Below are 22,115 nucleotides of genomic sequence, written 5' to 3'. Positions count from 1 at the left end.
ATTAATTTATGACAAAGTTTAGTAAGTATAGCTCTAATGGAAATGACTTCATTCTCATTGATAATCGCGATGGGAAGCAAGACGTTGGCAACACACAAAAATGGCAGCAACTATGTCAGCGCTGCTTTGGCATTGGTGCCGATGGTGTGGTTTTTCTGGAAAGTAGTGACAAGTATGACTTTCATATGCGCTACCTCAATGCCGATGGCAATGAAGAGAGTATGTGTGGAAATGCAACTCGCGCCATTACTGACTTCTATCGCCGTACGACGCAAACAAAGAATACTGACTTTAAATTTACCACGGGAAGTGGGCTCTACTCTTCGGGTATTGAAGGTGATGTGATCTGGGTTCACATGGCCGTCATTAAAGATGCTGACCTATACGATCTCTCTAGCAAATATGAAGATGCTCAGGATTCGTACTATATTAATACTGGTGTTGAACACAGTGTATTTATGGTCTATGACGCACAAGAAGTTGATGTTGATTCTGTTGGCAGACGCATTCGCTTTGATGAAGATTTCCCTCGAGGCTCAAATGCTAATTTCATTAATCAAATTGATGAAGGTGAGTGGCGTATTCGAACATATGAGCGTGGGGTCGAAGCCGAGACCTTTGCTTGTGGGACGGGGAATGTCGCAGCGGCATGTATGCTGTGGGATAAGGAATATGAACATAGAGACGAAATAGAATTTCTCACAAATGGTGGTATACTATTTGTTAAAAGAGTCGATGGCTTCATCTATCTTGGGGGCCAGACAAAACTTGTCTATACTGGTGAATTTAATGATTAAAAAGTTTTTATTACTTCTCCTTCTATGTCTAAACACATATGCCACAATTTTTGTGGAAGTTGTGATGACTCATGAAAAGGACTTCGAAGGGCAAACGATTCTCATGAGTGAACTTCACTTCATAGAAAATATTCAGCCAGAAAAGATGAGCCGATTTGTGATGAAGAGTAAGATCGATCTTCTCTTAAGTGGTCAATTTGTTGATAGCGGTGAAATCTATGGCCCAGGTGCTATGGTTAGAATAGAAGGGAGAGTTCTTTCCAAAACGCTCTCAAAGAGTTTTGAACTGAGTCTTAATTTAGGAACTGAAGGTGATGTTGTTTTCAGTGAACCTGAGCTTGGACAAAAAACAAAAATTAAAATCAAACCAGTAGTTCATTAATGTCTGAAGAAAATTTTGAAAGATTAGATAAGAAACTCGTCGAGCTTGGCCTTGTTGCTACTCGCAGTCGTGCCCAACAGGTAATAGGTGATGGTAAAGTTACTGTTGCGGGTAAAGTTGTCACTAAGACGTCATATAAAGTTTCAAGTAGCGATGACGTTCAACTGAATGAAAGTAGCGAAGAAGTTGGCCGTGGCTTTCATAAAATTGCCGGTGCCCTCGAAGCATTTGATGTTATTATTGAAAATAAATTAGTCGCAGATGTTGGTGCCAGCACTGGTGGTTTTACGCAATTTTGCCTAAATCATGGGGCCTCTAAAGTCTTTGCCATTGACGTTGGGCATGGACAACTTGCACCAAGTCTTGTTTGTGATGCTAGAGTGGTAAACCTCGAAGGGACAAATATAAGGGAGCTTCATAAGTTAGACAAAGCTGTTGATCTTTGTGTTGTTGACCTTTCATTTATTTCCCTGAACTTGATTTGGAAAAACTTAGTTGATATCAGTAATGACGATGCTGAAATGATCGTTCTTTTTAAACCTCAATTTGAAGTTGGAAGAGATGGTATTGGTAAGAAGGGAATTGTAAAAGATAATAGTTATGTTCTAAGGGCCGTTGAAGAAATGAAGATTCAATGTGAGGCCATGGGACTTGGGATTCTTGGATTTAAGCCTTGTGTAATTAAAGGACGTAAGAGTGGAAATCAAGAATACTTTTTATATTTAAAGAAGAACGCTAAATCTCTTCTTTCGCTAGAAGATTTGAATAAAGAAGTTGGAGAATAAAATGAGAGTATGTGTATTTTGTGGATCATCAAGTGGAAAGGGTGAAACGTATCTAAATTATGCCAAGGACTTAGGTGAGAAGCTTGTCGGTAATGGCCACTACCTCGTTTATGGTGGTGCCTCTATTGGTGTAATGGGAAAGATTGCAGATACAATGCTGGCTAAAGACGGACACGTTATTGGTGTTATGCCAAAGTCTCTTATTGATTGGGAAGTAGGGCATCAAGGTCTAACTGAGTTTATAGAAGTGGATACAATGCATACTCGTAAAGAAAGAATGTATGAGCTTTCAGATGTCTTCGTGACTTATCCTGGTGGGTTTGGAACACTTGATGAATTATTTGAAATTACAACATGGGCACAGCTTCAATATCACAAGAAGCCAATCTATTTAGTTAATGTAAACGGCTACTTTGATCATTTAATTAAACATATTGAAAATTCAGTTGCTGAGGGATTTATCTCGAAAGAGCACTTTGAGTTGATTACGATTTTAAATTCAAATGAAGAATTAATGGAGAGGATCAATTAAGATCCTCTCATATATTTTATTCTTGTAGAATAATATAAATATTTGGCTCGTCGATTTCGATTTTATCATTTTCAAATCTTTCTAATTCTTTGAAAATTGTACGACGAACATTAAATAGTCCAGCTTTTGCCTTATCAATTCTAATATTAACAATTTTATTTCCAAGGTCGTAAGATGCACGTCCTTCAAACTTAACTTTTACACCTTTAGAAACATTTCCTTTAAGGTGGCCATCAAACTTTCCACCACGAATATTAAGTTTTAAGTCATCAATTTCGACAGCACTTCCAAGAGTTTCATATTCATTTGTTAGATTGTAGAAACTTCTCTCGCTACTTTGAAAAAATGCACTACCAACATTTAGACTAAGATAATTAAAACAGTTTTGTAGAAGCTGCTCGTATTCATTACCTTCACGGCTTTGCTTTTGACACTCTAAGCTTGTTCCGGATAGACGAGTTGAAAATCCTTCTCCACTAGCTTGTACTTGGTTTAAGTTCAATCCAATATTAGTGTCGCCGTTATTGTAATTAATATTTGAGATTCCAATTTTATCGGCATCGTTGATTTGAAGTGATGAAAGGTCTAACTCAAAAGATTCGTTATCAATAGAAAAGATTAATGTTCCACCATAGTTTTCAACTTCTAGATTTGGATTGATAAAGTCTCCAAAGCCCTTAATTGAAATTTCTTTACTTGTTCCCGTCCCTTTAGGACTTGTATAATTAGCATTCAGCTGGTTGATTTTTCCAATAGGAAATGCTGGTTTCTCATTAAGATCATTGGCATAGGCCGTGGAAATATTGGTGAAAATTAGGCAATAGGATGCCGCTATCATTTGACATGACTTCTTCAACATAAACAACTCCGTTTGATTGTGTGTGGTTACAAACAAAATCGGGATAAATTCATGCTTTACGTAGAATTTGATGAGCTCTTAGAAAAAAGGGTAAATAATGCCGCTTTAGTTGAGTCTAAGTTGTTAAATTTACATTCGTTGATACAGTAGTTGTTCACTTTGATAGACTATTCAAGAATCGAGTTTTTGTGTTAAAGTGCGAGAAATGTTCAAGAAAATTACGTTCCTATTTATCATCTTTCTATTTGTCTTAGCAGGCTATGTATTATCACGTGTGCCCGTTCTAAACATTAATAGACTGGCCAGTGGTTATGTTAAAACGACTGTAAAGAATGAAGATGTGTCTTATCTTGTAACAAGTAAGAGACCTCGCAATTGGGCCTATATCAATACTATGCCGAAGCATGTTTACTATGCCTTCATTGTTAGTGAAGATTGGTCATTTTATGAGCACCAAGGTGTCGACTTTAGACAAATCTATCATGCTGTTAGTGATCACTTAAAAGGTGAGAAGTTGAGAGGTGCAAGTACAATTTCTCAGCAGCTTGCAAAGAATCTTTATACTAAGAGTGAAAGAAGTCTTGAACGAAAAGTCTTTGAACTTTTTACGACAATGTATTTAGAAGAAAAGTTATCAAAGAATCGAATTCTTGAAACCTATTTGAATGTCATTGAATTTGGAAAAGGCTTGTATGGAATAAAAGACGCAAGTTGGTACTATTTTAAAAAGCGCCCTGCTGATTTAAATCCAAAAGAATCTGCTTTTTTAGCAATGTTACTTCCTAATCCAAAAATTTATTCACAATCGTTTAGAGACAAGAAGCTAACTGAGTATGCAACGACAACAGTTAACTCAATCCTTCGAAAAATGAAAGTTACTAAGGCCATATCGGAAGAAGAGATGTTAGCCTATCAAAAGGAAGCCCTTTCATTTGAGCAGGTAACTGTTAAAGAAAGTGGAAGTAAGCAAATACTAGAAGAGGAATTCTTTGAGCTTTAAAAGTGCCTTGGAGCAAGTATATTCAAATACATCATTGAAACCAGCAAAGAAGCGTCGAGAGCTTCTTGTCGAGCAAATGTTTGCTAATGAAGCTTCTGGTCTTGATTGTCTTAAGTGTACTGGCCGATGTTGTACGTATGAAGCAAATTCGATGCAAATGACTTCAATTGAGGCTCTAGAGGCTATGGCCGTTCTTGAAGAGAAGAATCTTCTTAATGATGAAACTAAGAAAAGGCTTGAAGATTGTATTTCAGAGTTTCGCCTAGATAAGTATATTCAAATAGGCCCTGGAGAGTTTTTTAGAAAGTCATATACATGCCCTTTCTATTTTTATCCAAGTTTTGGTTGTGGACTAGGTGTTGATCATAAACCTTACGGATGTATTGCATTTAATCCATGTGAAGCGAATCAAGAGGATGGTGGGAACTGTCAAAGTGATCTATCAATTCAAGAAGAACGCAATGATTTGTATGAAAGCGCAGAGGATAGAGCTAATAAGTATCTTTATGAGCAATATAAGATATCACAACTTAAGGAGCCTATTCCAATAAAGCTCCTAGAGTTGTGGGATAAGTTTAAGTCTTAAAATACGATAAAGCGAAAACCAGCTACAATATTTGAATGATATTTTTTTTCATCATTGGCACTCGAATATAAAAACATCATTTCTATATCATAATGATATCCAGCATAGAGAGCAAAGCGTTCGTTGAATTTATATTCAACATCAAGGCCTATAACAAAGAATAAGGTTCTTTCAAATGAACTTTGATTACTACTTTCAAAATCATTTTTTATAAGTCTTACTCCTGCAAGTGGTTGAAGCCATTTATAAGGAAAACTATATGTGAGTTCAAAGCCATTCTCATTGTATTTCGCAATCTGGTCAGTGCCATTTTCGTCAATTAACTTGTCTTTATATGAGCTTTTAAAGTAACTAAATTTCCCAATGAAAATATCGTTTTCAAAAGACATGCCGATAAAGTATGTATCTGATTTATTCTTATAATCAATTTCATAAGATTCAAATCCCATCGAGTAATCCCAAGAAGTCGTTTCATAATATACTGTCGACTTTTGGGCACCACCGATAATTCCATACTTTTCAGCACAAGATGTTAAAATAAATAAAAGTGAAATTAATACTAGTTTCATTAATTACTTACTTTGAAAAATTGTATCTTAGGCCAACAACATAATTGTAGTGATAGTAATCAACTTCTGTTGTGATGTTAGTCTTATAGCCTTTTTCGTAATGATAACCTGTATAAACATAGAAGCGATCAGAGATAGGCACTTCAAAGTCGAGTCCAAAAATAAATGAAGCATATGTTCCTTCATTGCTATTTGTTTCGCCTGTATACTCTGAATTATAAAATTTCACACCGAAAAGTGGTTGAAACCACCAAAGTTTAAATGCTGTACTAATTTCGATTCCACTTTCTTCAATTGAATAATCTTCAGTTACGCTTTCATATGTATATGACTTCTTGTCATAGCTATTAGCAAAATAAGTAATTTTAGTAAGTAGAATATCTGTTTCTTCTGAGATACCAATATGATAACCAAACCCACTATTTTTGAAACGAGGAAGAGTTGTACTTGTTCCACTCATGAGATCGTTGATTGTTGCTTCTTCTTCATATGATGGCATTTGTGCACCAGCAACTATTCCATATTTTGCTGCACATGAAGTTAATAAAAATAGAATTAAAATTGGAAATAAAACTTTCATATCTCTCCCTTAAATAAATATTAAACTCATTGTTAAGTATTATTAAAATTTATTTAAGAGAGAAAAAAGTTCTTTATATGTTGTTTGAAATAAGCTCTGAGAGCGGTTTTGGAAGGATGTTGTTAGGTACTTTCATAATAATATGGCCACCTTCTTTGTTTTGAAATTTACCAAAACTATCATCAAAACGAAATTCCGCATTTTCAAAAGTACGCACATTAATTTCATTGCCATTGACCTGATCTACAAATGAAGATTCAAACTTAAGTTTATCTAAAGAGAGTTCTTCGTTCAAAATAAAAAACCAGTGATAGATTTCTGACTTTGGAGCGTCATCAGCTAATCCCAACTTTTTTACTTCGATAATCGATACATTCTCATTCATAAAATAGAATAATGTTTCAAATTTTTTTTCCATATAAATATTTTACGTTGGAAAATACTAAAGAGTAAAGAAAACGACTGGGATATTTGAGTTAAGAATCAGATTAGGAAATTTATACGGTCAGATGTGTATTTGGGAATGTTCAAAAAGATATATAAGAATGAATTGCTATAAAAAAGAAAGTAGAAGTGATTAAAGTATACTGAAACACATCATCTAACCGATATAAATCCTAAATCTGTAACTATAATAACACCTTGGTAGTTAATGTCAAATAAAAGTTTGATATGTAAAACAGGGTGAATTGAAAATTATAAATACTTGAAAATAGGGAGTGAGTAGGGAGGGGCCCTACTCACAAGGTTATTTATGGTTAGGCGGCCTTATCACCACCGACGAGATCTATTACTAGCCTTACAATGTCGTCTAGATTGTCTGCTTGGCCTTTAAGGTTGGCCGCTGAGCGTGAGGCTTCTTGTGCTGAATTGTTGTTTTGTATTGTTGTTTCATCAATTAATCTGATTGCATTTGTAATTTCATTTACACCTTGTGTTTGTTCATTACATGCACTTGCAATCTCTGTGATTTTTCCATTTACGTTTTGTACATTGAATACAATCTTATCTAGTACTTCCTTGCATTGTCCTGCTTTCTGGCGACCAGCTTCGACTGTCTTTGAGCTACTTTGAATAACTTCATTTACCATTGTTGTTGTACCAGAAACAATTGCTTCTACATTCTTGATTGATTCATCAATTAAAACTTTTATTTCATCTGATGCTGCTCCCGACATTGAAGCGAGTGAGCCAATTTCTTCTGCAACAACTGCAAATCCTTTTCCACTTTCTCCCGATCTTGCAGCTTCAACAGAAGCGTTGAAAGAGAGCAGCTTTGTTTGAAAAACAATATCATTAATTACTTTTGTTTTATCTTCAATTTCTTTAATGATATTCAATATCTCTTGTACTTGCCCGTTACTGCTTTCCATTTTCTTCATAGCATCAGTATTACTTTTAGAAATATTCTCAATTGCATAAAGCATTTCATCAATCGTGCGTTTACCATTTTGTACTTCCATTTCTGAAAGCTCACCTGATTTTTTCGAATCCTCTGCAAACTCAGTGTTTCGACGAATCATTGATGATATTTCATCAACTGAGGCAACAGTTTCTTGAAGTGAAGCTGCTTGTTCATTTGTTGCAGCCGATAATTGTGTTGAAGTGTTGTAAGTAATTTTAGAACCATTAGCAACTTGAAGAGATGTTTCTTTAAGTTGATTTGCCATCGTTAGAAGAGGGTTAGAAACACTTGTTTTTAATACGTAAGTAAAAAGTGCACCGATGATTAGTAGTCCTACGAAACCAAACATGGCCTGATTGAGAAATACACTAAAGATATAATCATTTACATCATCAACATAAATTCCTGTACCAAGTACCCAGCCCCAAGGTTTATATAACTCAACGTAAGAATACTTTTCAACAAACTTATTACTATCTGTTTTACTATTCCAGATATAGTTAACGAAACCTTTATCTTGTTTTTTTACAAGTGCAACAACGTCATTAAAAAGTGGTTTCCCCGCTTTATCAACAAATGTCTTAACACTTTTTCCTTGAAGGCTATTACTAGGGTGAACGATCATTCTTGGCTCAAGGTCGTTAATCCAAACATAATCATCCATATCTCGTCCATAACGAATTGATGCTATGTAATGCTTAGTAATTTCTTGGGCTTCCTTTAGCGAATATTCTCCGGCCTTAACTTTCTCATCCATTGATTCAAGAAAATGATAAGCAGTCTTAGTAACGTCTTCAATTTGATTCTTCTTCTCTTGTAAGAGAGCAGCTTTTGTTGAGCTATAAGAATAGGCAATGAAGATTGAGGTAAAGATAAAGAATGGTATGAGGGCCATTAAAATTATCTTAGTATTTAAACTTAGACTTTTCACAAACGTTTTCATAATACTCCTGATTTTCTATACATTTTCTAAAGATTCTTGCTATAACTTCGGTAAAAGAAATGTATTTGTTAGTGATGTTAATCAGTTTTTATGTTCGAAGAGCTAACAATTTTGTAAGTTTGAAATTAAATTTGTTACAATTTATCTGAGTAAAACTAATATTGGTGAGAAAATAAATGAAGTTACTTTCAAACAAAATATTTCCATTCATAGGTTTGATTATTTCTGTGATTTATCTTTTAAATCCCACTGCAGGAATAATTGAAATAATCCCAGATAATATTCCATATGTTGGCAATCTCGATGAGGCAGGTGCTGTCCTATTATTAATAGCTTGTATTAAGAAGCTAAAAGAAAAGTAACATTCATTAAAAATACTCAAGTAAAATGCTCGGGTTGTCGATAAGAACCCTATGAATATAAAAGACTTAAAGTACGGGGTGGCCGTACTAGCAATTGGTGCATCTACTTTTTACTTTACTGAAAACTATATTGAACAATCAAGAACAATCCAGCGATCAATCGCAAGTGAAGGACTTATTAAAAATTGTATGAGCGCAATTAGCTCTTTCCTAGGCCCTAAAGTTATTGAGCCTTATGCGAAAGTTAATCTTGTGCTTAAAGATAATGAAAGAAAGGTTAACGGGAAAATTGTTGCTTATGCACGTGGTGGTATCGAAATTAGAGGTTACGGTAGCCACCAGTTAATTTCATATGATGAAATATCAACAATTAACGGAAAAGAGCTTAACTCAGTTGAAATATATCGTTTACTTCTTGCTGCTGAAATTAATAAAACAAGTGCAGATCATATAATAGTTCGAGTTCTAAATAATTTAGAGTTTGAGGATATAAAAGGTCAAAATTTTAAAACAGATGGTGAGACAATTAGTTTTCAAAATTTACAAGGGGTGAAATATCAGATTCCTTTAGAAGAGGTTTATCATTTCTCTTCATTTGATCCTTCTGCTGCTGCGAGAAAAGAAGTACAAACCTATGAAGGTGAATTTGTATCTGTACGACTTAACAATGGTGAAGTTGAAGATGGTGTAATCGTGCTATCTGAGGATAGGAAATTTGCAGAACTCACAAGTGTTCATGACGCAACAGAAGTTGTGCAAATTCCTCTCGAAGAGATTGAATTAGTTTTCCAGTAATAGCTTTATAAAATAAACTTTAGAACTAGATATGGTGTAATATTAAAGACAATCACTAGTAATTTGAAGTTTGCTAAATATTTAAAATACATCTTAGGGAGCTTCTTTTCTTTAATACCAAACATACTTGAATGTATCTCAATGACTTGTTTTTTTAATACTAAAATCATAAAAGTTGATAGTAGTAAAAAGCTCATATTTATAATAGAACAATACCCTAGGAATGATGTGAATGTTTCGAAATTCATTGTTATAACCTTAGTCTTTTTGAGGAAGATTTTCAGCAAATCCTTTGAATGCATAAGATAAAATATCTCGATCAACAGGTGCTTTAGGGAACGGATACTTCTTATTCATACTCTCAGCATTTTTTGATGAAAATGCTTCAACAAGATCGATGATCTGATCAACACCGTTTCTTTTTCTAATAGTGTATTCTAAATCATTACGATCTGTTTTTTTTATAACACCATTCCAGGCAAGATATTTATTTCTAATGTCGTAAACAGAGAAATTGATATCCATGCTTCTTTTTGTTGTTGTCGTAAGACTTTTATCACCGGTTTCTTTTCCCTCTGAATTCGTTAGTGCCGTTTCTGTTCTATCATTTTCAACAATATCACTTTCTACTCTTCCAAATACTATATAGCGACGATTCGTTACATTTTGAGAAAGTATTGTAAGTGAGTTTTCACTAAGGATTCCATCTTCTTCTACTTCTCTTAGTAGTTCTCGATATAACCCTCGGCCAATCTTTTTAATTAAAGGTCCAGCGTTATCGACAACTAGATCTCTTCTTTTTTCTTGTAATTCAACTCGAAATTGATTTGCTGTTGTTATCTGTTTTTTATAATCCCAATTCTCACTTGTATGAACTATTCCAGCAATAGTGAGGCGTCCATTTTGTACATTTGAATATGTAAAATCTGCGGTTTTTCTAAGTCCATGTACCTTAGTTGCACAAGAAGTAATCAGTAACGTACTTAAAAGTACTAGGGATTTTAACATTTAAGCCTCCAATTTAGATAAATCTATTTTATTAGACCAAAGCATACTTAACAATAGGTTAGTTTTTACGTGCTTATGATTTGGAAAAATTAAGATGAAATTAAATGTATGAACCTGTTTTTCTGCTATTATGAAGATGGTAGGAATCCTTTCTGGATGACTGCTCAGCTCGCAGCTACTGTCTGTGGGCATCGAAAGAGGTCCTCGCATTTATGCGAGGGCCTTTTTTTTTGTTTTTTAAAGTTGAGCAAATATGTCAATTTGATTACCATCTGGATCTCTCACTGATGCATATCTTTGACCCCAGAAAGCATCCCAGGTTTTTTTCTCTTTCTGATATCCAGCTTTGATGATTTTATCAAAAATTTGATCAACATCATTCGATGACTCTTGTTCAAAGCAAAGAGTGATTCCTGGAGTAACAGGTTCTTTCCATTCGTTATTTATTTCTTTTAATAATTCATGCGAATCGAGCATAATTCTGATTCCTTGCTGTGTTTTCGCTTCATAGTGTCCTTCACCAAACTTTTCAAATTTTAATCCAAGAAGTTCGTAAAACCTGAGAGAGTTTTCAATTTTTTTACATGCAATACCTATTGCTTTCATGCTCATAAAGACTCCGTGTTTTGAGTTAGTTTTAATTGTCTTGTTTTAACCTTAGCTTAATTTGACATGATTTACTCACTGGCATTTATTTAATATACAAATTTTTTTCGGGACTGAACAATATCATAGGAGGATATGTGAAAAAGTTAACAAATATGGCAGTTGCCTTGGCCGTTATCTCAACGGTCGCAACGTCTGTTTCTGCTTCATCGAGAGTAATTCGTGACAACCGTTTAAAAGATTTAGGAATTGCGCCAGTACTTGGCAGGGGATATTCAATAGCTACAAATACATATCAAAGTACTTGTTTGAGTAAGATCGAAACTACACAACCATCTTATGACTTAAAATATCGATACATTGAAATTGAACAAGATTGGGAAACACAATATCGCCGTTCATTTGAAACGAAGAATACATTTAAATTTTTATTCCTTAAAAATAATGTAAATGTCTTTTCAGAAGTAGAAGGCAATACTACCTATCACTACCATTATATATTTGCAGACATTGATGTTGATAGTTACTACCATTCTTTATCAGAAGGAAATAGTGATTTAAGCGAGAGTGCTGCAAGTCTCTTAACTAAAGGGGATGTGGTTGGTTTCTTTGATTCCTGTGGACCATATTATGTTCGCTCGATTGGGAGACACTCTAGCTTTCTTGGTCTTCTACGCTACCGTACGACTTCAGTTGAAAGAGATGTCAATTTTGAGTTAGAGTTAAAATCTAAAATGCGAGGGTTCTTCTCTGGTGGATCCACTGATACAACGATATCAACTGAGTTTAGAACTGAAACTCAAACAAAACGACTTGAAATCAATATTTGGGCATATGGGCTTGGTAAAGGCGAACTAGCGGATATTATTCCTACTGACATAGACAGCTTTAAAGATTCTGTACGTGATGTTGTAAAAACAATGCAAGATCCAAACGCTGGTCGTATAACGACAATGGAAGTAGCACCTTGGATTGAAAATACTCAATTTCAAGATCTCTTAGAACTTGAAGATGAAGAAGATAAGTTACTATTTGAGAAAAAGAAGAATTTAGAAGCAAATGCTGAAATTATAAGCGAGCTAGATCGTATTGATAGAGCTCAAGTAGATCAATATTTTAAAGCAAGTAATTGTCGACGAATTTTAGAAGATGAGTATTTGAATATTGATGACGACTTTGGAGGAGGGTACGAACCAGAGAACACATTCTTCTCAAATCTTTCTCAACCGAATAGTCAGAGTTCCGAAATTTCATTAGAGGCGTTTGATGCTGTTCTTTCAACTGATAAGGTGGAGGAATACTTAATCGCAAATTATATTTTCAATTATGGTCAAGCTGAGCCTACACCTGAGCCAGAAACTGGAGCCTTGGCCTGTATTAAGGCAATCCATGAGCAGGGTATTGATCAAGTACATTTTAGAAATATACCTGCGTGTGTTGAAGCAAGACTTACGGGGGTTCCTGTTTCACCACTTTTAGATAACTACTGTATGCCAGAGTTGGCCAGAGTGATAATTCCTGATGATGCATAATATATGAAAAGAATATTAGAAATATTTTTAGTGATTTTCCTAGGCGGGGCCAGTTCAATGGCCCTTCCTCTACAAAATACAATAAATGAAGAAAACTTTCACTCATCAATCTACATTGATGATCCTCGCGTGACACAAATTAATGGTCATCTTAAGTTACTGGATGGTTTTTCAAGAAAACTATTTAAACAATCAAATACATGTTTCAATCTCGAGAACTTTAAAGGCACACAGCAATCTAACATTCAACTTGATTTTCATCAAAAAGTGATTGGAACAAACCTATTTAATCCATTCTTCAGTAAATATTATAATAATATTTATAGTAGTCATGTTGATAAAATACTTAAGGCACAAGATCAAAAAATAACGAATGCATTCCAAATCGCACTACATAAAACTACATATGCACGGGAGCGTGATACTGATTATGTCGACATAAATACACGATATAATCAATTAATTGTGAATGGTGATTTTTTTGGCTTTAGTGAGTTATGTAGTAGTGGCTATGTGAATTCTTTTAATAAATATGCAGGTGCTTGGTTCACAATTGTATTCAATCGAAGTGCAGATGGTGATGACACAGTCTTTACAAATTTGTTTGAAGCCTATATTCGTTTATTTGATTCAACGGCCGAGCCAAAGCTAAGAGCTCAATTAAACAGAGAATTAGCTAATCGTGCAGTTGTTCTCTATGCAGAGTTTCGTGGGGTTAATCCACTTTCTGTGCCAATTCAAAACCTTCGAGATATTGAAGAATTTAGAATTCTCATATCAAAAATAAAATCTACAATGCTTTCGTCAGATGCTGGTCTTTATATGGCGATGGAATACACTCCTTGGGGCTATAACGATCAATTTCAAACTTCATTTTATAATTATCTTGTACGTAGTTCAAAGCAGCCCATACCTGTTGAGCCATCTCGTGCACATTGGTTTAACTTCTATCAAAATATGGAAGTCGCACGACTAATGAGTGATGCAATTGCTTATGAAGCAAGTATAGTAGAACGTTTTGAAGTTTGTCGCAATCAAATGCTAAGGGATTGGCCCCTTCGTGGTAATGAGAAGAAATTATTTGTAAATCATCTCGACTCTGACGGAGCAGGAATTGCACTTGCAACTATCTACCAAATTCTTACAGAAGAAGCTTTAAAAAGTTTAAAAGATAAATTAACAAATTTACAAAGTGGTGAGGAGAATTCTGTTTCACTCTGTAGTAAAAAATTAAATGGTCAAATATTTCTTTCAAATCATTATAGAGATCTGTCAGAGTGTAAATGGTTTGATGATTTTACTAAGTCACCTTCGTTAGTGCTAGATGCACTTTGTCCTTTGACTCCAAAATAGCTTAGGTGATGTGAGTGTGAAAAAGGATGCCCATGAAAATCTATATATTTATATTTTTACTAATATTTATGTCTTGCGCTAATGTCGATCAAATTGATCGTGGACTATTATCAAAACAAATTATGCAATTAGATCCCCATCCTGAAGAAAGTATTTTTCAAAATGAAGTACGTGCTTTTAGAGAAGGTGCTGTTGGCGGTACAAATGCTGTTGGGGGTGGATGTGGATGCAACTAATCTCAACAAAGTATTGTTTGGAAGTATCTTGTTATTTCTTGCAACAAAAAATACATTTGCTGAAATGATGGAAAGTGGAAAAACCAAATTTAAACTACTTTTTAATATTTATCATCAAAATGGTGATGAAGGTAATCAAGTTTATGATGACTCCGGAAAGGAAGAGGCAAATGTTATTGAGCCTATGATCTTTATAGAACATCAAATAACAGAAAGTACTGCTATTAATGCACATTTTGTTTTTGATTTTTGGACTGCTGCTTCTGATACAAAGCTTGATGGATCGACAGGGGCCAGTGGAGCAGGTCGTAAAGAGCAATCTCGATTCTCAGGTAATATTGGTGTGCGCAAAGAAGTTAGTGATTGGGAAACAAGTGTATCAATTGGATTCTCTTCTGAGTACGACTATCGATCCTTTAATGCAAGTTTAGGCGTTCAGAGGTCAATGGCCAAGGACAATTTTACATTAGGGTTAAATCTTCAATACTATAATGATGAGGTAATGTTATTTGAGGACTTAAGCTCTCCTCCTACGGCCAAAATCTCAGATTTTCTGCCACGTGATATCTTTGCAGCGAGTTTAACAGCGTCGCAAATATTAACAAGACAAGACATTATGCAAATGGACTTTACATTTGTACATGCCAGTAAGAATTTAGAGTCAACTGCCAGTTCAGTCTCTGTTGGTGGTATAAGGCAAGTAGAGAAATTACCTGAAACTCGAAGTCGCTACGCAATCTCTTCTAAATGGGTTCATGGTTATAGTGATGAAGTCGCTACAAATATCTCATATCGTTATTACTTTGATCAATGGGATTTGAGTGCACACACTTTAAGACTTGCTTTGCTTAAAGAAATTAATGATGATGAGGATTTTATCGAGCTTGCGCTTCGTTATCATAATCAAACAAGTGTTAAGTACTACCAAGACTCATTTGTGACTCCTAAGGATTTTATGACAAGTGACTCCGATCTCGCGGACTTTTCATCCTATGAGCTAAGTGCTTTTCTCTCTAGTAATTACGATTCTAAAAATATTTATGGTACTGAATTTGAAGATATTATTTGGAATAATGGGGTCACATTTGCCAAACGCTCAAATGGCCTAATATATGCATATATTCAATCCTCTGTTGGATTTCTATTCTAAGGAGGCAATGATGAAGTCCATACTTTTAATTATATGTTTTTTCATAAGAATGAATATTTTTGCGAACAAAATTGATAATTTTACACTTCCTATTTACGACACAAAAGAAGAATTTAATCTAGCTCATTATTCTAAAAACTATGAAAGAGTTTATTTAAACTTTTGGGCATCTTGGTGTAGCGCATGTATCCAGGAAATCGATGAGCTAGAAGGTCTAAAGTCTAAATATGTAGATAAAAAAATACTTTTCATTGCAATCAATGCTGGAGAGAAAAGAAAAAAGATAAAAAGATTTTTAACAAAGAATATATTCTCTTACCTTATCCTTGAAGATAGTGACCGAAGAGTTTCAAAACAACTAGGAGTAACTGAGCTGCCACGCTCTATTATTATCGATAAGAATCGAAATATTTTATACAGCTCAGATCGGCCACCAAAGGAAATATCGTTTTGATTCATAACGAAAATCAACTAACTTGTGAATATAGGTTTTCTGCCATGGGCGGGGAATTTCAACTTCTTTGCTTTCCACAAAGCTTTCTATCTCGTGAGGATGTATTAAAAATTTTTCATAAAGCAGAAAACGAAGTCCTTCGTATTCAGTCAAAATTTACAGACTTTGAAGAGAGTCCATTTAATGAAGTAAATAAGTATGCAGGAATTAGACCAGTTAAGGTTGATGACGAGATTTGGAATATTATTAAGATCGCAAATAGGATATCAAGAGAATCTAATGGTGTTTTTGATATTTCATTTGCAACAATCGGCCATTTATGGCGTGAAGCTAAAGAGAATGGTAGAACACTAAGTCTACCTGAGCGAACACAGATGAAAGCTTTTATTGATTATCGCAATATTCAGATGAATTATTTTTCTAAATGCATTTTTCTTCCTTTCAAACAAATGCGAATTGGGCTTGGTGGTATTGGTAAAGGTTATGCGATTGATATGGTTTATGAACTATTATTAAAAGAAGGTATTTCTAACTTCTATATAAATGGTTCAGGTGATATTCGTGTACACTCACTACCAAACGCACCAAGAGCCTGGCGTATCGGTATTAAAAATCCTTTTTCAGCAGATTCATCAAAGTCTATCGGAGTATTACAAGTTTCGACAGGAAGTATTGCTTCTTCTGGCGGTTATATTCACTTCAATCCTAACAGTGAGGGGAAGAGTGATCATCATATTGTGAATCCAAGAAGTGGTTTTAGTAATGATGAAATAATAGCTTGTACTGTTATTGCAGAAAATACAGTTGAGGCCGATACTACGGCCACTATTTTAATGAATTTAGATGTCATTGAAGCAATTAGATATTTAGATAATAAGAAACTTATTGGCTTTGTGATTGATAGAAATGGCAAAACTCATCTTTCGGTTAGAGCACTTTCTTCTTTTGGACTATAAATCAATAAATCCCAAGTAGCTGAATTTGTAATTTACTTGATCAATATGCCTTGTTTATTTGGCGTGATTGAAAGTTTTTTTATTTATTTTCTAAATAAAAATACAGGAGGTGACGAAGTGTTCTTAAGTATTTAGAGAATTCAATAAATTATCTTCGTAAATACTGTGTATAGAATCTAGAGTAAAGAGTGGGGCGTTAGGCATTCATCGGAGAGTAAAAAAATGTTTAGAGCAAGTTTTAAAAAGAAATTATTATTATTGTGTTTTTTCATGTCATCAGTAAGTTTGATTATTGGTGGTGTTGCTTTATTTGGCTTCAAAAAGTTTATTGAAGTTTCAGATGAAGTTAATCAAAGTGTTATTCCTAGAACAACTTTATTAAATAGGATGGATGTAAATTATCAAAAAACGAGAATTCAAGTTAGAACTCTTGGATTAGATAATTTGAGTAAAGAGGATCGTTTTGCGGCCATTGAAGGAGCTCTAAAAGTTGTCGGCCAATATGAGGAAGCTGCATCTGAACTTAAAACTATGATTAAAACAAAAGAAGAACTTGAGTTATATAATAAGTTAGGTGCACAATGGGCCAGCTTTAAGAAAGTTGGTGTTGAAGCAATCAATCTAGCAAAAGTATATGATGTTCAGTCTCGTGCAAAACTATTAGATATATTTTTAGTTCATTGCCCAAAAGCAGCAGCAGACTTTCAATATGCACTAGATCAATATAATCAGAGTATTCGAGATGAAATTACTAAAGCCGCTAAATTATCTGAAGAAACTTCTAAAACAATCGCATTTATTAATAAATTACTAATCATCTTAACAATATCAGGTATTTCAAGTTGTCTTGTTATCGGAATTATCTTTGCTAATAAGATCTCAACATCAATTAGAAATACTTTAGACATACTATCAAATAGCTCTAACTTTCTTACTGCCAGTGCAGATAATATCTCATCTTCATCTCAAAAACTTTCAGCTTCAAGTGAAAATCAAGACTCTTCATTACATGAATCTAGTGCTTCACTAGAAGAGATAAGCTCAATGGTTAGAATGACAGCAGAAAATGCAAAGAGATCAAATGAGCTAGCGACAGAGAGTTTAGATAAAGCTTCTAAGGGGAAGGACATTGTAGGAGATATGAATATCTCAATGGACTCAATTAATGGAAGTATTGATACTATTGTTAAAGAACTCGATATCAATAATGATAAAATGAAAGAGATTGCTACACTAATAAACAGCATTGATGAAAAGACTCAAATTATTAATGACATTGTTTTTCAAACTAAACTTCTATCTTTTAATGCTTCAGTAGAAGCGGCAAGAGCAGGAGAAGCCGGTAAAGGATTTGCAGTTGTAGCTGAGGAAGTTGGGAAACTTGCACAGATGAGTGGTGTAGCTGCAGTTGAGATCACTGATATGCTCTCTTCAAGTGTTGATCAAGTAAATCATATTGTAAGTGAATCACAGGAAAGGATTACAAGTGTCGTTGAATCAGCAAGAAGCAATGTAACAAGTGGTACAAATATCGCAAAAGAGTGTGAAGATATTCTTGAAAATATTGTTACAAGTGTTGCAGGTGTTTCATCTTCTATCGCTGAAATCTCATCAGCGACTCAAGAACAGTCTAGTGGTATTTCTCAACTACAAAGTTCAATTTCTAGAGTTGATGTACTTTCTAAGTCGAATACAGGTATTGCTAGAGAAACGTCTGGAATTGCACAACAATTGCAACAACAGGTCGGATCTGTAAATGGATCAATCGTAAATATCCAAAAACTTATTCTTGGTGAAGAAAATTCCTCGGAGTCATCTCCTAACAAGATGGCCGCTTAAATAACCCCAAATGCACTTAAGCTTATGATCTAAGCTTAAGTGTATTTTAGAGATATATCTATCTTGACATTAATTTCTCACCGTTTTGTCTCTGCGAGTCAGTCAAAAATAAATTTCAAATATGCCCTTTTAATGATCAAATTATACAAAGGGTAAATAAATGAATTTAAATAAAAATGATGTGCATTCTTTTGCACAGGCGCAATTAGACACATTTAATCTAAGTGAATTTAAAATTGATACTGGTTTAGCACTTGGTAATATTAGCGCTGAAATCAAAGAAGAATTTGAAGAGCTAAATTCTTATGAAGTAATGCAAGAACGGCATTCTTATTTTTCAATTGATGGAGTTTTTGCAGAGGAATATAGAGAAAGAGTTATTCAGTTCGATGATGATAGAAAGCTAATCTATGGAATTCGTCATATGGGTGGTAATGTTGATATTCCATTTATCCAATTTCTTGCTAATTTCAATTTAACGACAAATGAAGCACTCAGTTTATACGAGAATGTTAAACATGAGTTTGTTAAATTTAAACCACTTTATATCTGTTTTCATTCATCGTTGGAGTTAAGAGATGTAGATATGATCGCTGCAACTTATTTAGTTACGACAACTAGAGAAATGAAATCTCTTAAGTCTTGGCCATTAGAGGAAGAGTTGAGTTTTAAGGTTATTAATGATGACTCTTATTACAACTGGTATAGAAGTGGTTACGAAGAGTTTAATCGTGATGCTCCAGAGCTTTCTAAGAAAGTGTGTGTAAACACTCATGAGTCGATGGAGGTGTCTATGAAGCAAGGGCTCCTACAATTAGTCTTCTTAGAAGATGAACAAATTGGTTTAATATCTGCTGAACGCTCTTCATTCTTAGGTCATGAAGGTATCTATTTTCATGAAATTTTCATTGATAAAAATTGGAAGGGCAGGGGACTTGCTAAAGCAATTCAGAGAAAATTTGTTGTAGAAAATACAAATGACACTGATTTTGTTTGGGGAACAATTGATCACTCAAATTTAAGTTCATTTAGGACGGCATTGTCTAATGGACGCAAACCTGTTCGCTATGAGAATTTTGTCTGTATAAATTAATTTTAAAAATCAATATCTGAAAAATGGCCCTCTTAGTTTATTTAAGAGGGCCCATATTTTATTGATTGTGACTTGTTGGAGGGACACTCTCAATGGCATTATTTTCTGGTGGTGTTAATTGTCCGAGAAATTCAGGAAGATCAACACCTGCTTGTTTTGCAAGTTCATGTACTGCTGGAAGTGAGTTTATCAATCCACTTAAGAAGTTTGATGTTGCACTTTTTCCATTGTGACTATTTCCGCCACCGTCCCAAACAGTAACTTTATCGATCTTAAGATCTTGTACGGCCTTAACTTGTTGTGCGATGATTTCTGGAAGTTGTTCTACCATAAGTAGGGTAGGGACAAGCCTCTTATCATCACCAACAATTTCAACTAGTTTATGGTAACCTTGGGCCTTGGCCTCAAGTACTTTTTGGATACCTTGAGCTTCAGCTTCATATTTCGCTAAAATTGCATCCGCTTCACCTTTTGCAATTCTTCTTTGTCTTTCGGCTTCTGCTTCTGCTGTAATTTCAACTTTTCTCTTATTAATCTCTTCTTGTGCAAGTTCTGTTTTTTCAAGTCTTGCAATCTCTTCTAGTTTCTGAGCTTCTAGTACTGCTTTCTGTGCTTGAGCGAGTGCAACTTCACCACGCTTGGCCGCATCGGCTTGCTTTTCTTTTAAGGTAGCATCGTATTCTGCAATATTTGCTTTTGACTCATTCTCACCCTTTACAGACTCTGCTTCTTGGATTGCAACGAAGACTCTTTGCTCTTTTAAAGCTTCTTTCTTTCCTTGCTCTGTAATCGCTCTTTGCTTTGCTTGTGCAACTTCCTGCTCTCTTAGTGCTGCTGCTTCTCCAGTAACACCTTCTGCTTCATATTTTGCGATACGAATTCTCTTATTTCTCTCAGCTTCTTTTTGTCCTGCTTCTGATTCAGCAACTTGATTGGCGACTTGAACTTCTTTTTCTTTGTTAGCGTTTGCTTCACCAATAGCACCATCTTTATCTTGCTCAGCAACTTCTACTTTCGCTTTATTAATTGCTTCTGCGGCAGCTTTCTTACCAATGGCTTCAATATATCCAGATTCATCTGTAATATCTCTAATATTAACGTTAATTACATCAAGACCAATTTTATTAAGCTCAAGGTTTACGTTCTTATTAACTAGATCTAAGAATTTCTCTCTATCTTGGTTGATCTCTTCAATAGCAAGAGTTGCAATAACAAGACGCATTTGTCCTAGAATAATATCTTGGGCCTGATTTGATATCTCACCCGTCGAAAGACCTAGAAGACGTTCTGCTGCATTCGTCATGATATTTGAAGTCGTTGAAATACCAACTGTAAATGTTGACGGAACATTTACTCTAATATTCTTTTTAGAAAGTGCACTTCTTAAATCGATTTCAATTGTAAGCGGCTCAAGTGATAGATATGTATAATCTTGTAAAAGAGGAATAACAAACGAACCTCCTCCATGAATACATTTTGCAGATTGTCCTGTACCTACACTTCCGTAGATAACTAAGATTTGATTTGATGGACATCTTTTATATTGTTTTGATAAAAAGATTGCCGCAAAAAGCAGAATTAAAACAGGAACAACAATTATTCCCATTATTCCGAAAGTACTAAATAGCATGAGTAATCTCCCTTAAATATTATGCTTTCTTAACGATTAAGTTTCCTGAGTCATCAACATAGTGAACTTTGATGCTCTCAAATGCATTAATCGCTTCACCCTTGCTACTAGCCTGTAGAATCTGTTGTTTATTTCCAATAGTGATTTCGACTTGTCCAATACCTTCACCCTTTGCAGGTATATTTGTATATGCACGTCCTGTTCTTCCAATTGCTTCTTTAATATTTACTTTTGGAATATTATTAAATTTTTTAATTTGAAAAGTTATAAAAGAACTGAAAAGCATCATCACAAAACCAAAAACACCGGCCGCAATTACTCCATACATATCAGACATTTCCCATTCTTGTTTTGCTGCAAGTCCAATCCACCCTGCGCCCATAAAGAAAGCAAGTATTGATTGAGTCGAAACAAGAGTGAAAGCTTCGCCACCATCTGTATGTTCAATGTCAATGTCACCATCGAAGTCCGTGTCTCCATCACCCGTTACAAAAAGAAGAAGCATTTTTAAAACAAATAGCAGTGTTCCCGCAAATGCCATGACTGCATAAACTGGGTTTTGAGAAAATATCTCTTTCATCCAATCTCCAAAAATTAAATATTGTTCATTTTTAAGTATATGGAAAAAAGAATTAGTAGTTAGGGGGTAAAAATGTCTAGAGT

The 22,115-nt window shown here is 34.6% G+C and carries 26 protein-coding genes; 16 read left to right on the top strand and 10 right to left on the bottom strand.

What is annotated here, in order from left to right; all coding sequences use genetic code 11:
- Positions 1–8: 8 nt before the first annotated feature.
- The 4 genes from dapF to ACMAYS_RS07715 are packed head-to-tail and all read left to right on the top strand — an operon-like array spanning position 9 to position 2,496.
- Entirely contained in the window at positions 9–797 is a 789-nt protein-coding gene (dapF, locus tag ACMAYS_RS07730) for a diaminopimelate epimerase (RefSeq protein ID WP_392990592.1), read from the top strand.
- Positions 790–1,179 (top strand): hypothetical protein, encoded by a 390-nt coding sequence (locus ACMAYS_RS07725; RefSeq protein ID WP_103218791.1) that lies wholly within the window; start codon positions 790–792, stop codon positions 1,177–1,179. Before dapF ends, ACMAYS_RS07725 begins: the two co-directional genes overlap by 8 nt.
- Positions 1,179–1,964 (top strand): TlyA family RNA methyltransferase, encoded by a 786-nt coding sequence (locus tag ACMAYS_RS07720; RefSeq protein ID WP_412463051.1) that lies wholly within the window; start codon positions 1,179–1,181, stop codon positions 1,962–1,964. The genes ACMAYS_RS07725 and ACMAYS_RS07720 overlap by 1 nt, the downstream gene beginning before the upstream one ends.
- A 1-nt stretch (position 1,965) precedes the next feature.
- Positions 1,966–2,496 carry a TIGR00730 family Rossman fold protein gene (locus ACMAYS_RS07715; protein ID WP_103218793.1) on the top strand — a complete coding sequence of 177 codons (531 nt, stop codon included), beginning with the start codon at positions 1,966–1,968 and terminating at the stop codon, positions 2,494–2,496.
- A gap of 16 nt (positions 2,497–2,512) precedes the next feature.
- On the opposite strand, the gene ACMAYS_RS07710 is transcribed toward ACMAYS_RS07715, so the two are convergent.
- A complete protein-coding gene (locus ACMAYS_RS07710) occupies positions 2,513–3,355 on the bottom strand; it encodes a hypothetical protein (protein ID WP_392990595.1) in 843 nt (280 codons plus the stop codon).
- Positions 3,356–3,560: 205 nt separating this feature from the next.
- On the opposite strand from ACMAYS_RS07710, the gene ACMAYS_RS07705 reads away from it, so the two are divergent.
- The gene (locus ACMAYS_RS07705; RefSeq protein WP_412463050.1) at positions 3,561–4,355 is read left to right on the top strand and encodes a transglycosylase domain-containing protein; all 795 of its coding nucleotides are present in this window, start codon (positions 3,561–3,563) and stop codon (positions 4,353–4,355) included.
- Positions 4,345–4,941: a hypothetical protein gene (locus ACMAYS_RS07700; RefSeq protein WP_392990599.1), complete on the top strand. Its 597-nt coding sequence runs from the start codon at positions 4,345–4,347 to the stop codon at positions 4,939–4,941. The genes ACMAYS_RS07705 and ACMAYS_RS07700 overlap by 11 nt, the downstream gene beginning before the upstream one ends.
- On the opposite strand, the gene ACMAYS_RS07695 is transcribed toward ACMAYS_RS07700, so the two are convergent.
- From ACMAYS_RS07695 to ACMAYS_RS07680, 4 genes are all read right to left on the bottom strand, one after another.
- Positions 4,938–5,510 (bottom strand): hypothetical protein, encoded by a 573-nt coding sequence (locus tag ACMAYS_RS07695; protein WP_392990601.1) that lies wholly within the window; start codon positions 5,508–5,510, stop codon positions 4,938–4,940. The genes ACMAYS_RS07700 and ACMAYS_RS07695 overlap by 4 nt on opposite strands.
- Before the next feature lie 7 nt (positions 5,511–5,517).
- On the bottom strand, positions 5,518–6,090 hold the full coding sequence (locus ACMAYS_RS07690; protein ID WP_412463049.1) for a hypothetical protein: 573 nt from the start codon (positions 6,088–6,090) through the stop codon (positions 5,518–5,520).
- Between the two features lie 73 nt (positions 6,091–6,163).
- Positions 6,164–6,508, bottom strand: a complete 345-nt coding sequence (locus tag ACMAYS_RS07685) for a hypothetical protein (protein ID WP_392990605.1) — start codon at positions 6,506–6,508, stop codon at positions 6,164–6,166.
- 340 nt (positions 6,509–6,848) lie between these two features.
- Positions 6,849–8,438, bottom strand: coding sequence for a methyl-accepting chemotaxis protein (locus tag ACMAYS_RS07680; RefSeq protein ID WP_412463048.1), 1,590 nt, complete (start codon positions 8,436–8,438; stop codon positions 6,849–6,851).
- Between the two features lie 176 nt (positions 8,439–8,614).
- On the opposite strand from ACMAYS_RS07680, the gene ACMAYS_RS07675 reads away from it, so the two are divergent.
- Entirely contained in the window at positions 8,615–8,800 is a 186-nt protein-coding gene (locus tag ACMAYS_RS07675) for a hypothetical protein (RefSeq protein ID WP_412463047.1), read from the top strand.
- A 51-nt stretch (positions 8,801–8,851) separates the two neighbouring features.
- Entirely contained in the window at positions 8,852–9,595 is a 744-nt protein-coding gene (locus tag ACMAYS_RS07670) for a hypothetical protein (protein ID WP_412463046.1), read from the top strand.
- Between the two features lie 5 nt (positions 9,596–9,600).
- On the opposite strand, the gene ACMAYS_RS07665 is transcribed toward ACMAYS_RS07670, so the two are convergent.
- The 3 genes from ACMAYS_RS07665 to ACMAYS_RS07655 all read right to left on the bottom strand — a co-directional run bounded on the left by ACMAYS_RS07665 (position 9,601) and on the right by ACMAYS_RS07655 (position 11,215).
- A complete protein-coding gene (locus ACMAYS_RS07665) occupies positions 9,601–9,843 on the bottom strand; it encodes a DUF6868 family protein (RefSeq protein ID WP_412463045.1) in 243 nt (80 codons plus the stop codon).
- 10 nt (positions 9,844–9,853) lie between these two features.
- Positions 9,854–10,603: a hypothetical protein gene (locus tag ACMAYS_RS07660; protein WP_412463044.1), complete on the bottom strand. Its 750-nt coding sequence runs from the start codon at positions 10,601–10,603 to the stop codon at positions 9,854–9,856.
- 237 nt (positions 10,604–10,840) lie between these two features.
- Positions 10,841–11,215, bottom strand: a complete 375-nt coding sequence (locus tag ACMAYS_RS07655; protein ID WP_412463043.1) for a VOC family protein — start codon at positions 11,213–11,215, stop codon at positions 10,841–10,843.
- Positions 11,216–11,346: 131 nt separating this feature from the next.
- Between ACMAYS_RS07655 and ACMAYS_RS07650 the strand changes: the two genes are divergently transcribed.
- From ACMAYS_RS07650 to ACMAYS_RS07615, 8 genes are all read left to right on the top strand, one after another.
- Positions 11,347–12,741, top strand: coding sequence for a hypothetical protein (locus ACMAYS_RS07650; protein WP_392990627.1), 1,395 nt, complete (start codon positions 11,347–11,349; stop codon positions 12,739–12,741).
- Positions 12,742–12,744: 3 nt separating this feature from the next.
- Positions 12,745–14,094 (top strand): hypothetical protein, encoded by a 1,350-nt coding sequence (locus ACMAYS_RS07645; protein ID WP_412463042.1) that lies wholly within the window; start codon positions 12,745–12,747, stop codon positions 14,092–14,094.
- Between the two features lie 68 nt (positions 14,095–14,162).
- A complete protein-coding gene (locus ACMAYS_RS07640) occupies positions 14,163–14,330 on the top strand; it encodes a DUF4266 domain-containing protein (protein ID WP_392990630.1) in 168 nt (55 codons plus the stop codon).
- The gene (locus tag ACMAYS_RS07635; protein WP_412463041.1) at positions 14,317–15,480 is read left to right on the top strand and encodes a DUF3570 domain-containing protein; all 1,164 of its coding nucleotides are present in this window, start codon (positions 14,317–14,319) and stop codon (positions 15,478–15,480) included. The genes ACMAYS_RS07640 and ACMAYS_RS07635 overlap by 14 nt, the downstream gene beginning before the upstream one ends.
- A 49-nt stretch (positions 15,481–15,529) precedes the next feature.
- Entirely contained in the window at positions 15,530–15,934 is a 405-nt protein-coding gene (locus tag ACMAYS_RS07630; protein WP_392990633.1) for a TlpA family protein disulfide reductase, read from the top strand.
- Positions 15,931–16,890: an FAD:protein FMN transferase gene (locus tag ACMAYS_RS07625; RefSeq protein ID WP_412463040.1), complete on the top strand. Its 960-nt coding sequence runs from the start codon at positions 15,931–15,933 to the stop codon at positions 16,888–16,890. Before ACMAYS_RS07630 ends, ACMAYS_RS07625 begins: the two co-directional genes overlap by 4 nt.
- A 222-nt stretch (positions 16,891–17,112) precedes the next feature.
- Positions 17,113–18,729 (top strand): methyl-accepting chemotaxis protein, encoded by a 1,617-nt coding sequence (locus tag ACMAYS_RS07620; RefSeq protein ID WP_392990638.1) that lies wholly within the window; start codon positions 17,113–17,115, stop codon positions 18,727–18,729.
- A 160-nt stretch (positions 18,730–18,889) separates the two neighbouring features.
- Positions 18,890–19,822 (top strand): hypothetical protein, encoded by a 933-nt coding sequence (locus tag ACMAYS_RS07615; RefSeq protein WP_412463039.1) that lies wholly within the window; start codon positions 18,890–18,892, stop codon positions 19,820–19,822.
- A 58-nt stretch (positions 19,823–19,880) separates the two neighbouring features.
- Here the strand turns inward: ACMAYS_RS07615 and ACMAYS_RS07610 are convergent, their stop codons facing one another.
- Together ACMAYS_RS07610 and ACMAYS_RS07605 are read right to left on the bottom strand one after the other, a co-directional pair.
- Positions 19,881–21,452: a flotillin family protein gene (locus ACMAYS_RS07610; RefSeq protein ID WP_392990642.1), complete on the bottom strand. Its 1,572-nt coding sequence runs from the start codon at positions 21,450–21,452 to the stop codon at positions 19,881–19,883.
- A 19-nt stretch (positions 21,453–21,471) separates the two neighbouring features.
- The gene (locus ACMAYS_RS07605) at positions 21,472–22,032 is read right to left on the bottom strand and encodes a hypothetical protein (RefSeq protein WP_412463038.1); all 561 of its coding nucleotides are present in this window, start codon (positions 22,030–22,032) and stop codon (positions 21,472–21,474) included.
- Positions 22,033–22,115 lie beyond the last annotated feature (83 nt).

Source organism: Halobacteriovorax sp. RT-2-6 (assembly GCF_047085025.1).
Classification (GTDB): domain Bacteria; phylum Bdellovibrionota; class Bacteriovoracia; order Bacteriovoracales; family Bacteriovoracaceae; genus Halobacteriovorax_A.
This window is presented reverse-complemented; position numbering and strand designations above follow the sequence as displayed.